Source organism: Hydrogenophaga sp. T66, assembly GCF_057219855.1.
Genome location: NZ_JBXVVX010000002.1, coordinates 69,121 through 80,543 on the forward strand (window position 1 = coordinate 69,121; position 11,423 = coordinate 80,543).

Here is an 11,423-nt window from a genome sequence, read left to right on the forward strand (position 1 = left end):
CCTGCCCCCTGTCTGACCCGTTCCCCTCCATGACCGCCCTGCACCACATCCCCGGCCGCACCAAATCCCTGCCCCCGCTGCGTGTGGGCATCGGCGGCCCCGTCGGCTCCGGCAAGACCACCCTGCTCGAAATGCTCTGCAAGGCCATGCGCGATCGCTACGACCTGGTCGCCATCACCAACGACATCTACACCAAGGAAGACCAGCGCCTGCTCACCGTCAGCGGCGCCCTGCCGGCCGAACGCATCATGGGCGTGGAGACCGGCGGCTGCCCGCACACCGCCATCCGCGAAGACGCCTCCATCAACCTCGAAGCCATCGACCGCATGCTCGGCACCTTCCCCGACGCGGATGTCGTGTTCATCGAGTCCGGCGGCGACAACCTGGCCGCCACCTTCAGCCCCGAACTCAGCGACCTCACCATCTACGTCATCGACGTCGCCGCCGGCGAGAAGATTCCGCGCAAGGGCGGGCCCGGCATCACCAAGAGCGACCTGTTCGTGATCAACAAGACCGACCTCGCGCCCCACGTCGGCGCCGACCTCGACGTCATGCGCGCCGACACCGCCCGCATGCGCCCCGACCCCCAGCGCCGCCCCTGGGTGATGACCAACCTCAAGACCCTCAGCGGCCTGGACGAGGTGGTGCGCTTCATCGAAACCCGCGGCCTGCTCACCACCCCGGCCACCGCCTGAACCCACGCGCCCGGCCGGCCCGCGCCCGTAGAATGCGGGCCTCCGGAGACGTGGGAGAGTGGTTTAATCCAGCGGTCTTGAAAACCGCCGACCCGCAAGGGTCCGTGAGTTCGAATCTCACCGTCTCCGCCAGATAATAAGGAAACAAGCGGCCTCCGGGCCGCTTTTTTGTGCCCACCCGCCCAAAAACCCGCCCACAACAAAAGTGGTCAAGACTGACCGATTCAGCCTACCGACCGTGCTGGATATTGGAGGCAGCGGCTCATTTAGTCAGCGGTCGACAAGCTTCCTCAGCAAGTTTCGATGATTGCTGACGCACGAACTGCCTCGGACTAAGCCAGAAACAACTTGCTCAAGCTCAGTGAGGCACATCGTCGATCTTGGGTGTGCAGCGTCTGATGACTGCAGAGGTGGCCGGAACTTCCGTCGTGGCCCTTACGCCATTCTTGCAGCCTGTTTGCCCACTCTAGGAGACACCCTCGACGACATGCCCATAACTCATTACCTGATCGGTGAGTGCGTCCCCAATGGAACATTAGTGGGAGTAACAAGACCAAGTCGGTGAAATTAGGAAGGCCAAGGGGGCGATGTAACGATCGCCACCTTGGAATGGATGCTTCTGTTGAACTTCCATCACCCACCCCGACTCTGCCGAGTACAACTTCTGTTACCTGAAGCACGCGAATCACGGCGCTTGGCCAATGTAGCTAACGTGTCATGACTTGACATCAACTGAGCCCAACAACCGTCGGAACTAAATCGACAGAGCGGCCTTCGTGCACCTTCACAATTCCGTTGATTTAAAAATTCTTTTTCGCCAGAACATTCGCCATGTGAGACGTCAGTTCGTGGAGACTGCGATTGACTGTCCGAATTTCCTCAAGGGAGTGCAGCTCTCTGACAAAATCAGAGCCGTCAGAGAAACTCACACGATACTCGTAGTGAGTTGCACCGCCCTCCGTCGAAAACTCGGGAGAGGCACTACTCAAAAATTCGGACACCTCCTCAATAGTCCTGAATATCAATGGACCAAACCGCTTGAGTGAGTAAATTTTGATCTCTTGGGGAGAGGCAGTTAGGGCACTGAAAATCCGACTCTTAAAGGAAGCGAAAGCACTAGCACCTGCAATTTCCCGCAGACTGGTTGCCACCAGCACCCCCGCCTCCGGCGTCAACTTACGCTTCAAATCATCAAGAAGTGTCAGCTTTTCACCCTCTGCCAAATCATCTGGATAGTCAATCGTCGCACCAATTACCTCGAATGCAGACACGATTTTTTCTTTGCCAACAAAGAAGAGCTCAACATCACGAGACTTCACATAGTTTTTGGCACCATCAGAAAATTCACCACACGCAGCGATTGCAAGAAATCGCGCAGTCGGGTAGGTCGCACGCATAGGCAACAGTTTATTTGTATCATCCCGAGCTTTGTCCCTGGAGTGCCTCGAACCACGCCGCCAAAAACTTTCAATAAAAGCAACAGGAACGCCTCTTGCGCTCTTGGAACCATTCAATTCAAGAACATAGTCATAATCGACCTGATTTCCATCGCTGTCTTGCCATTGAATTTTTCCAGCTCGACAACTCGCATCGCGAACAATCTCCCTGTTATCCAAGAATAAGTTCAATTCTTCCGCAACCTCACTTAGCAGAGGTAGTATGACCTGCTTTTCCCACCAGTCTCCGACTAACTGACCTAGACCATGCCCGGCCGAGCTAACGGAACCACTCCCTGGTTTTTGATCTTTACCGGTCACCATTTAAATGCCTTCTTGAGGTGCTCGCCAAGTGCCTTGGCCAAAAGTGGGGGAACTGCATTTCCAACTTGATCATCTTGGGTGACATATTTGGCCTTCCGGGTCAAATTACCAAAAAATTGATAATCATCGTCAAATGACTGCAGCCGTGCCGCCTCTCTTACCGTCGTCCCGCGAGGAACTTTCGGATGCAACAAATCTGTCCTGTGATTGCAGGTCACAGTTCTAGCCGGTTTCGCGCTATGCAACTTGAAAACGTTAATCTTTTTCGTCCGAAGTTCTTCCGGTACCTGTGAGTTATCGCCCCCCTCTGGTATTGCCGCATAGCGAGCGACGATTTCTTCGCTGTGCCTTGTAGCCCGATGATTGAATATAAAGCCTGGATGCCTAGTGCCTTTCCGCTCCTCCTGAAACGAGTTGTGATATTCCCCACTGTGGTGCATTACCTCATCGCCCTCTCCTTGCTGTATTACAGGAAGGTCACTCAAAGCATCCCAAACCGTTACATGAGGCTTAAGATCTCGGGCAAACAAATCGAAGATTGCGTCACTGGAACCGTGAGTCGGGTCTGGAAAACCCACCCTTCCACCATTTCTAATCCCAAACATGATAAATCGAGGCCTTGCTTGCGGCACTCCGTAATCAGCAGCATTCACAAGCTTGTACTCACAACCGTATCCAATCGACTCAAATTCCGAAACGATAGCCTTGAGAGCCGCACCTTTGGACATGCTCATAATTCCCGCGACATTCTCGAAAAGAAAAGCCTCAGGTTTGAGCCCATTCACCAGCCTGACAAACTCCTTAAACATCTGGTTTCGCGGATCACAATCAAGTCTCGGCCCCGCTAAACTAAACCCTTGACAAGGCGGACCGCCCGCGATCAAAGACAGCTCACCAACGCGGAGACCCGTCTTTTCCAGAACCTCTTCGACAGATAGTTCGCGAATATCCTTTACCAATACAGGCACACTCGGATGGTTAAACTCGAAGGTTCGAGCAGCCATCAAGTCGTACTCGTTTGCCAGGATAGATTTGAACCCAGCTTTTTTTAGGCCCTCGGTCATTCCACCGGCGCCGGCAAACAAATCAATTACGGTAGGTTGATTTCTTTTTTTTGACATTTCATGCATCGACAGGGATCGAAAAAGCTAGGACTGCACCGAGTCTTAGGCTATCGCATACTTTTTCTGAACTTCGTCTTTAGTCACAACACCGTCACTAATTAAACTCTGCAGCGCGCAAAGAGTCTGCGTTTTCGTCAAGCCAGCTTCCACAACCAAAGCCTTTTCACCAATTGGTCCTAATTTTGCGAGGACAGTTTTTACTCTGGCAATATGCTCCGGCTTGGGTGGCAGGCTGTTGAAGGAGTGAAAAATAAGAGGCATACATTTCCTAGAGCAAAGATATGCGCCAGCTTGACTTTACCACCCGCCTAGACTCGGTACGCGCCAGTAACGAGCATCTACTCCAATCTTGTAGGCATTTTGACTCTGCCAAGTACAACGACGGGCAATGTGTCGCTAAAGAAGCGAGAATCAAGGCAAGCAGAGCAAAAGGCAACACTTTTGAAGTACATCTACCAAGGCGTGGTGCCGATGCTTCTCAAGCATCTCGGATCGCTTGTTCTGCTTGGCTCCCCTTGAAGTTACGCCCCGACAGTCAGCTCGAAGACCCTTTTCAGATACGTTAAACAGCAAGTCACGCTCCGGGGGCGGACGGTTCAGCTGTTTGCTCCACACGGTCCATGCCAAGTGAGTGCATGGCGTGATAGAGATCAGCCAAACAAGGCGAGGGCGGACCGATCACTTTGGCCTCTGGCGCACTGTTTCGCGCCTCTGCGGCCGATTCCATTACTTTAGCCAAACTGGTAAGCATGTAAGTCAGCCGCGAGGCATCGGCTGTTGGAATCTGGCCGCGCTCTGCCCGCCGGTACAGGCGGGCCAGTTCGGCGGCTACATCGTCGAGCGTGCGAAGCGTTGCGCGGCTTCGACGTGAGGGGGTAGGGTCAACCTCTTCCCCGTGCAGGACGTGGCCGCCCGGGGCACGTTGGGTGTCATCGGTGCGGCTGCGAATCACAGTCAAACCCCGGCAAAACCCTCGGCCCGCAACTGCTCAACGATGGCCGTCACAGCATCTTGGCGTGCCGAATCAAGGGGCAGCACAAGACGGCCACTGTTGCCCACGTTCGGGCCGATCACACTGGGCATCTCAAAGATTTGGGGAGCAAAGTTACCGGGCACCTCCAGACGCAGCGCCAGCAGGCCCAAGGCCTGCCCTCTAGCTACATCCTCGGCCACAGCATGCATGCGGGCCACGTAGCCACTTCCCAGCTCGGCCGCCAGTTCCTGCACCCGCAGCGCAGTAAGGGCCTTGTCCTGATCTGCCAACTCCATCAGCCGGAGAGCGAGTGGATTGGCCTTCTCGTTCAGGGCCGAAATGGCAGCCCGCAGTGCGGCGATTTCGCCGGTACGAGTCAACACGTCGCCAGTCTGCTTCGATGCCGATGCAAGCTGTTTTCGAGCGGTGGCGGCAGCATGCTCGTCGTTGCCCTCCAAGGCATCTGCTAACGCTGCTGTCGCCCGGGCCACGGCCTGCGCTTGCAACGCCTCGGCTTGCTCCAAGGTACCCAACATTTCGCGCAGTTGCGTCGCCTTCGCGTCGATGGCTTGAATCTCGGCCTCCAGACGTGCGCGCTCTGCGCGAACAACCGACTGTTGTTCGATGGCCTTTGAGTTGTTGACGCTGGTGCTCATATTCACTGTCCTTTATGGTTTGCTGATTCAGTTGATGACGTTGAGTAGGTAAAGAAAGGAAGGACTGACCCAGAGGTGAGCAGACCTAGCCCATCCAGCGCCTGTCTGCTCACCTTCACATGCACGACGTTGACCCGTCGGATCGCATGACCCGGCAGCCGTTCGACAGTTGGGCGCTACCTTCGCCACCCGATCCCCTGCTTCCCTGTCTTTCCCGTGGTGGGGGAGTCTTCCCACGCCGCCACCGTTTGGACCGTCCGGCGTGGTGCATCGTTGAGCTAGGTGCTAATTGCGCAGGCGGTACAGGGCGACGCGATGCAGCTTGCCGGCGTCGGTAGGCTGTTGTATCCAGATCGTGTCGATGGCGTGGCCCGCTTTGCGCAACTCGAAGACTCGACTCGAAATTTGAATCACGTCGAGGTACTTACGCAGTTCAAGGGAGGAAGCCGGGCCACCGCGCAAGGCGCGCAGCACCCTTTGTGCCTGGGTGTTGGCATCGTTACCGCGCATTTCGCGCAGCACGGCCATCAGGCGAGCGCGGCGCTCAGGCGGCGTGTGCTCGACAGGCGCACGAAGGCGCACACTTCGGTCACGCTCGCGCTGTTTTGCGATGGCCGCCGAACGCGACCCGGGCAACAGTTCCTCAGAACTGGATCGCTGTCCAGAGCTGCGCCTGGGAGTGCTAGCGAGGTGGCGTTCGTTGCCCGCACCGTTAGTGCGGCCAAATTTTTGAGGGGGCAGCCTGCTCATGCCGGCCCCCGTTACGCGTGCTTGGCAAAATGGTGGCGCAGCTCGCCAACGTTCCACCCTGTCACACCTTCAGACAGGCGGCGGGGTGTCGGCAAGCGACCCGACTTGCTCCAACGCCAAACAGTTACCGGGGAAACACCGCAAAGCGCGGCGACCACGGGCAAGCGCACATTGGCACTTTCGGGCAGGTGATCGAAGCCTTCAAGGGCCTTTTGGTCAACCGGTCGCAGCCTCGCCTTGGCCGCGCTACAGGGCATTTTCATGAGCCATCCAATGAAGTTGTGGAACACTGGATGACTCTAGAAAGCGCTATGGCTTACATCGATCGGCCTTTTTCAGTCGTGCGCGTTTTTCTTTGCTGCGGACAATATGCGGCGCACCTGGGAAGGGGACAAACCGACAGCAACAGCGATTGCACCGGCCTTACCTGCACCCTTCATTACGTATGGTGGGCTCGCCGCAAGCTCTAACACCCGTCGATTTTTTTCCTCTGCTGCTTTGGCTCGCGCATTCAGTGCTTGCCGCTGGCGGTCCGGCAGTTCAGCCAACCGGCGCAGTTTGCCCAGTTCGGCCTTGAATCTGCCCTCTGTCACCTTCAGGTGGTAATCCAGTGGGTGCGCTTCATTCACCGGATAGTCAGCCCCACTTGCGCCCTTGATTCGCGCCCGCCATGGGTCGTCAGGACGCTTGCCCGGTCTCACGACTGTCTCCACCCGGCCCAATCGCAGAATGCGGCCAAATTCAGCCAGCACCTTTTCAGGATCGCGTTTCTTGCTCATGCCGCGCTCCGATTCAGTGCAAGCACGTTATCGGCAGTGGCCTCCACACGCGCAACAAACGCAGCCCAGTCGTCCATCATGCGGCGGCGCTTGTCGAACAGATCACCCCGACGGTAGGCAGCCTCCACCTTGTCCGAAATGGCATGCGCCAGCGCGGCCTCTGCAACCTCTCGGGGATAGTTCGTGCGCTCTGCGGCCCAGTCCCTGAAGGTTGATCGGAAGCCGTGGGGAACAGCGTCGACCTCCAGGCGGCGCATGGCGGCGGTGAGCGTCATATCTGAAAGTTGCCCACCACGCGGAGCAGGGAACAGCAGATCGGTACCGGTCAGCCTGGGAAGGACTGCAGCGCGGTCAATCACGTCCAGGGCAGCATCGGACAAGGGAACGCGATGCGCCTTGCCAGCCTTCATGCGCTCAGCGGGGATGGTCCACACCTTCGCGATTCGGTCGATTTCGGCCCGCGTCGCCCCACGCACCTCACCAGATCGTGCAGCGGTCAAGATGGCAAATTCGAGCGCCAGCGCACCCATTCCGCTTATCTCGCGCAGCCGGGCCATGAAAGCGCCCACTTCACCAACAGCAACAGCCTTGTGGTGATCTACCGTTGCCACCTTCGAGGGCTTTGGCAAAAGCTTGTCTAGATGGCCCTTCCAACGGGCAGGGTTGAGGCCCTCTCGGTACTTGTGCACCGTGGCCCAGTCAAGAACAGCTTCGATACGCCCGCGCAGTCGAGAGGCTGTCTCGTTCTTGCTGGTCCAGATGGGTCGCAGCACATCCATCACATGCGGCAATCCAACATCGCGAACATGCAAATCACCCAGGACTGGGTAAGCGTGCTGCTCCAAGCTGTTTCGCCATTGCTGAGCGTGTTTCGCATTGCGCCAGCCTGATTCGTGGGCCTCGATGTAAGCGATGGCGCATTGCTTGAAAGTTCGCTGCGCAGCCTGGGCGGCCTTCATCGCACTTTTGGCGTCTCGCTTTTCCGCCACCGGGTCGCGACCAGACCGAATTTGTTCTCGCAGTTCGCGGGCCTTCTCCCGTGCCTGGGCAAGCGTCACATCGGGAAATCCCCCCAGGCCGATTTCACGTCGATGGTTGCCTATCCGCACGCGCAGCACCCATGTCCGGCCGCCCGTGGGCAGCACTTGCAAGTGCAGGCCAGGAATCACACCCACGGCGTACATGCCCGGCTGCTTTAGCCCTGCAACTGTGATCGGCGCAAGTTCTTTGGCCTTCCTAGGCATCAGATCACCCTCTTGGCTACCCGCCCAAACACCCGCCCAAACGGGATGCGATGGAATGATACAGCACGATCCTATCTGATGCGAAAGGCACTCAATTTACATAGGTAAAAGCCCCGATTTTGATGTGCAGTGAGATTGCATGAAGTTCGATTTCCGGGGACACCGTCTCCGCCAGACCGGCCGACACCTTTTCCGCTGCCTCGTCGGCTTGCCCGACCCCGCCCTGGGGTTGATCGACTCGGCCGCCCGCGCTGGCGCTACCGTGTGCCCACAGGCGTGTGCCTGACACCGGAGGCAGCATGGGTCCGTCTTTTTCCCCTTTTTCAACCCGGCGCATCGCCGCCGCGCTGGCCGTGGCAACCGCGGCATCCCTGACCGCCGGGCCCGCCGCGGCCGCCGATCCCGGGCCGGCGCCCAGCGCGGTGGCCGATCCGCTGGGTGGGGCGCGCGCGCTGATCGCCAAAAAGCAGTGGCCGGAGGCGGTGGCAGAGTTGCAGCGGGTCAATGAGACCGGCAACGCCGACTGGCACAACCTGATGGGCTACAGCCTGCGTCACTTCGCCAAGCCCGATCTGGACCGGGCCGAGAGCCACTACGAGCAGGCGCTGCGCATCAACCCGAAGCACCGGGGCGCGCTGGAGTATTCGGGTGAGCTGCACCTGACCCGCGGCGATCTGGCCAAGGCAGAGCAGCGGCTGGCAGCGCTGAACAAGGCGTGTTTCCTGCCGTGCGAGGAGTACACCGAGCTGAAGGCGGCGATCGAGGCACACAAGCGCAAGGCGGGCGGCAAGTCCTGAGCCGCGACACGCGCAAAAAAAGCGGCCCCGAAGGGCCGCATGAGGAGACAACCGAGGAGAACCGGAGACGCGATCAGCGCAGCGAGGCGGTCGCGTTGCCCTGCACGGCGCGCAGGCCGGCCTGGCGGATCTGTTCGGCCTGGGCCGGGGTGGCCTGCACCGGGTAGTTTTCGACGTTGGTCTCCAGCAGACCCAGGCGGCGGGCTTCCAGCATTTCGGCGACGACCTGGGCGCGGGTCTTCGCTTCGGGGGCGGGAGCGCTCTGGGCCAGGGCGGAGCCCGCGGCGGCGGCGATGATCAGGGGCAGGAGGGCGCGGGTAGCAGCTTTCATGACAGTTCCTTGTGAGACGTTGAGGGGAGGAGACATGCCGTTGTCGCGGCATGGGAGGAACTGTAGGGAGCGGTTTTTGCAGTTGTCGAACAGGCAGATTACGAGTTTGTAATCCATGAAAACCCTGATTTTTTCGACAATGTCACGCCCCTGCCATCGACTACAACCCCCGCATCCATGCGCATCCTGGTGATCGAAGACGAGTCCAAGCTGGCCGACTATGTGCGTCGCGGCCTGAGCGAGGCCGGCTACACGGTGGACGTGGCCAAGGACGGGATCGAGGGCCGCTACCTCGCGCTCGAGGGCGACTATCAGCTGGTGGTGCTGGACATCATGCTGCCGGGGATCGACGGCTTTGGGGTGCTGGCGGCGCTGCGCGAGAAGCGACAGACGCCGGTGCTGATGCTCACGGCGCGCGACCGGGTGGAAGACCGGGTGCAGGGGCTGCAAGCCGGGGCCGACGACTATCTGGTGAAGCCATTCGCGTTTTCCGAGCTGCTGGCGCGCGTGGGCGCGCTGCTGCGGCGCGGTCCGCCGCAGGCGGAGGTCGCCGCGACGCGCCTGCAGGTCTGCGATCTGGAGATCGACCTGATCAGCCGCAAAGCCTGGCGCGCCGGCCAGCGGCTGGAACTCACCGCCAAGGAGTTCGCGCTGCTGGCGCTGCTGGTGCGCCGCAAGGGCCAGATCCTCTCGCGCACCACGCTGGCCGAGCAGGTGTGGGACATGAATTTCGACTCCGACACCAATGTGGTGGAAGTCGCCGTGCGCCGGCTGCGCTCGAAGATGGACGACCCGTTCCGCCCGAAGCTGCTGCACAACGTGCGCGGCATGGGTTATGTGCTGGAGGAGCGCTCATGACGCCCGGCGCCGCTCGCGCGCCCTGCGCCTACTCCATCGGACGGCGCCTGTCGCTGCTGCTGGCGCTGCAGACCGTGATCGGCCTGGGCGTGTTGCTGGCGTCGGTGTGGGCCGTCACGGCGATGCTGTTCACGGCCAAGCACCAGGAGCAGTTGCAGAACTACGCCCGGGTGCTGGTCGACATCGCGCGCGCCGCCGACGAGCGGGGCGGGCGCGACGAGGTGCTGAGCAAGCTGGCGTGGTCGGCAGAACGCCGCCCGGGTACCCATGTGGTGGTGAAGGCCGCGGACGGACAGCTGGTGTACAGCGACCCCAAGCCCGGCTTCGACCTGCAGGCCCGCTCCAGCAAGGCCCTGGCGTTTGACATCGCGTTGGCCGACGGCACGGGCTGGCGCGGCCAGGTCTGGCTGGATTGTTCGCAGGACGCCCAAACCGGGCAGCGCATGGCGCTGTTGCTGGTGGCCGCGGTGATCGCCGGCGGCGCGCTGGCTGGCTGGGGCACGTTCTGGCGCGTGCGCTCCAGCCTGCGCCCACTGATCGACGTGGCGGCCCAGACGCGCGCGATCGACGTGCGGCGGCTGGACCAGCGCCTGCACCTGCCCGAGCCGGTCGAAGAACTGCAGCCGCTGATCGACCAGTTCAACGGCCTGATGCAGCGGGTGGAGCGGGCGTACGTGCAGCTCGAAGGCTTCAACGCCGACGTGGCGCACGAACTGCGCACGCCGCTGGCCAACCTGATCGGCCACACCGAGGTGGCCCTGAGCCGCGAGCGCACCGCGGCCGAGCTGGCCGACGTGCTGGCGTGCAACCTGGAAGAGCTGCAGCGCATGGCCGGCATCGTCAACGACATGCTCTTTCTGGCGCAGGCCGACCGCGGCGTAAAAGCGCGCCGCGGCGAACCGGCGGCGCTGGCCGAACTGGTGCATCAGGTGCTGGAGTTCCACGAAGCCCCGCTGGAGGAAGCCCGGCTGGCGGTGGACGTGGTGGGCGACGAGCGACTGGCGGTGGACGCGCCGCTGGTCAAGCGGGCGCTCTCCAACCTGCTGGGCAACGCGATCCGCTACGCCACGCCGGGCACGCGCATCGCTGTGCGCTTGCAGGCCGAGGGCGCGGACGCGGTGCGGGTGTGGGTGGAAAACGAGGGGGCCCCGATCCCGGCCGCCTACCTGCCGCGCCTGTTCGACCGCTTCTTCCGCGTCGACAGCTCGCGTTGCGAACTGGAAAAGCCCCACCACGGCCTGGGCCTGTCCATCGTGGCGGCGATCGCCCGGATGCACGACGGCTTTCCGGCTGCCGAGTCGGCCGACGGCCGCACGCGGGTCGGCTTCAGCCTTTCGCGGCCCGCTCCGTCCGGCGCCTGACGTGTCACGGCGGCCACGCCGGCCCCCCGAGTGAGACTTTTGTCGCTCAAGCCGGGGACAAAAGGGGCCGATACGGTGTCAAGAAAGGCGGACCG

General features: G+C 60.6%; 11 protein-coding genes and 1 tRNA gene. 5 read left to right on the plus strand and 7 right to left on the minus strand.

All coding sequences use genetic code 11. The annotated features are described in order from the left end of the window. Positions 1 to 29 precede the first annotated feature (29 nt). Complete coding sequence (gene ureG / locus AC2D80_RS09285) at positions 30 to 695, plus strand: urease accessory protein UreG (RefSeq protein ID WP_484632734.1); 666 nt, start codon at positions 30 to 32, stop codon at positions 693 to 695. Positions 696 to 739: 44 nt separating this feature from the next. Then, positions 740 to 827 (plus strand) — tRNA-Ser (locus AC2D80_RS09290). A 668-nt stretch (positions 828 to 1,495) separates the two neighbouring features. On the opposite strand, the gene AC2D80_RS09295 is transcribed toward AC2D80_RS09290, so the two are convergent. The 6 genes from AC2D80_RS09295 to AC2D80_RS09320 all read right to left on the minus strand — a co-directional run bounded on the left by AC2D80_RS09295 (position 1,496) and on the right by AC2D80_RS09320 (position 7,921). After that, positions 1,496 to 2,455 carry a hypothetical protein gene (locus tag AC2D80_RS09295; RefSeq protein ID WP_484632735.1) on the minus strand — a complete coding sequence of 320 codons (960 nt, stop codon included), beginning with the start codon at positions 2,453 to 2,455 and terminating at the stop codon, positions 1,496 to 1,498. Next, the gene (locus tag AC2D80_RS09300) at positions 2,449 to 3,585 is read right to left on the minus strand and encodes a DNA cytosine methyltransferase (RefSeq protein ID WP_484632736.1); all 1,137 of its coding nucleotides are present in this window, start codon (positions 3,583 to 3,585) and stop codon (positions 2,449 to 2,451) included. Before AC2D80_RS09300 ends, AC2D80_RS09295 begins: the two co-directional genes overlap by 7 nt. 948 nt (positions 3,586 to 4,533) lie before the next feature. Continuing rightward, on the minus strand, positions 4,534 to 5,208 hold the full coding sequence (locus AC2D80_RS09305; protein ID WP_484632737.1) for a hypothetical protein: 675 nt from the start codon (positions 5,206 to 5,208) through the stop codon (positions 4,534 to 4,536). 285 nt (positions 5,209 to 5,493) lie between these two features. After that, positions 5,494 to 5,736 carry a helix-turn-helix domain-containing protein gene (locus AC2D80_RS09310; RefSeq protein WP_484632738.1) on the minus strand — a complete coding sequence of 81 codons (243 nt, stop codon included), beginning with the start codon at positions 5,734 to 5,736 and terminating at the stop codon, positions 5,494 to 5,496. Between the two features lie 557 nt (positions 5,737 to 6,293). Then, a complete protein-coding gene (locus AC2D80_RS09315) occupies positions 6,294 to 6,737 on the minus strand; it encodes a hypothetical protein (protein ID WP_484632739.1) in 444 nt (147 codons plus the stop codon). Then, on the minus strand, positions 6,734 to 7,921 hold the full coding sequence (locus tag AC2D80_RS09320; protein ID WP_484632740.1) for a tyrosine-type recombinase/integrase: 1,188 nt from the start codon (positions 7,919 to 7,921) through the stop codon (positions 6,734 to 6,736). The genes AC2D80_RS09315 and AC2D80_RS09320 overlap by 4 nt, the downstream gene beginning before the upstream one ends. A 359-nt stretch (positions 7,922 to 8,280) precedes the next feature. On the opposite strand from AC2D80_RS09320, the gene AC2D80_RS09325 reads away from it, so the two are divergent. Next, entirely contained in the window at positions 8,281 to 8,778 is a 498-nt protein-coding gene (locus AC2D80_RS09325; RefSeq protein WP_484632741.1) for a tetratricopeptide repeat protein, read from the plus strand. A 73-nt stretch (positions 8,779 to 8,851) separates the two neighbouring features. On the opposite strand, the gene AC2D80_RS09330 is transcribed toward AC2D80_RS09325, so the two are convergent. Next, entirely contained in the window at positions 8,852 to 9,109 is a 258-nt protein-coding gene (locus AC2D80_RS09330; protein ID WP_484632742.1) for a DUF4148 domain-containing protein, read from the minus strand. 177 nt (positions 9,110 to 9,286) lie between these two features. On the opposite strand from AC2D80_RS09330, the gene AC2D80_RS09335 reads away from it, so the two are divergent. Together AC2D80_RS09335 and AC2D80_RS09340 are read left to right on the plus strand one after the other, a co-directional pair. After that, positions 9,287 to 9,967 carry a heavy metal response regulator transcription factor gene (locus AC2D80_RS09335; RefSeq protein WP_484632743.1) on the plus strand — a complete coding sequence of 227 codons (681 nt, stop codon included), beginning with the start codon at positions 9,287 to 9,289 and terminating at the stop codon, positions 9,965 to 9,967. Continuing rightward, positions 9,964 to 11,328 (plus strand): heavy metal sensor histidine kinase, encoded by a 1,365-nt coding sequence (locus AC2D80_RS09340; RefSeq protein WP_484632744.1) that lies wholly within the window; start codon positions 9,964 to 9,966, stop codon positions 11,326 to 11,328. Before AC2D80_RS09335 ends, AC2D80_RS09340 begins: the two co-directional genes overlap by 4 nt. Positions 11,329 to 11,423 lie beyond the last annotated feature (95 nt).

Bases quoted from the DNA above. Each gene is read 5' to 3' on its own strand.
- AC2D80_RS09335 (WP_484632743.1), top strand. From the start codon at position 9,287: ATGCGCATCCTGGTGATCGAAGACGAGTCCAAGCTGGCCGACTATGTG.
- AC2D80_RS09295 (WP_484632735.1), bottom strand. From the start codon at position 2,455: ATGGTGACCGGTAAAGATCAAAAACCAGGGAGTGGTTCCGTTAGCTCG.
- AC2D80_RS09300 (WP_484632736.1), bottom strand. From the start codon at position 3,585: ATGCATGAAATGTCAAAAAAAAGAAATCAACCTACCGTAATTGATTTG.
- AC2D80_RS09320 (WP_484632740.1), bottom strand. From the start codon at position 7,921: ATGTACGCCGTGGGTGTGATTCCTGGCCTGCACTTGCAAGTGCTGCCC.
- AC2D80_RS09325 (WP_484632741.1), top strand. From the start codon at position 8,281: ATGGGTCCGTCTTTTTCCCCTTTTTCAACCCGGCGCATCGCCGCCGCG.
- AC2D80_RS09330 (WP_484632742.1), bottom strand. From the start codon at position 9,109: ATGAAAGCTGCTACCCGCGCCCTCCTGCCCCTGATCATCGCCGCCGCC.
- AC2D80_RS09305 (WP_484632737.1), bottom strand. From the start codon at position 5,208: ATGAGCACCAGCGTCAACAACTCAAAGGCCATCGAACAACAGTCGGTT.
- AC2D80_RS09315 (WP_484632739.1), bottom strand. From the start codon at position 6,737: ATGAGCAAGAAACGCGATCCTGAAAAGGTGCTGGCTGAATTTGGCCGC.
- AC2D80_RS09340 (WP_484632744.1), top strand. From the start codon at position 9,964: ATGACGCCCGGCGCCGCTCGCGCGCCCTGCGCCTACTCCATCGGACGG.
- ureG (WP_484632734.1), top strand. From the start codon at position 30: ATGACCGCCCTGCACCACATCCCCGGCCGCACCAAATCCCTGCCCCCG.
- AC2D80_RS09310 (WP_484632738.1), bottom strand. From the start codon at position 5,736: ATGGCCGTGCTGCGCGAAATGCGCGGTAACGATGCCAACACCCAGGCA.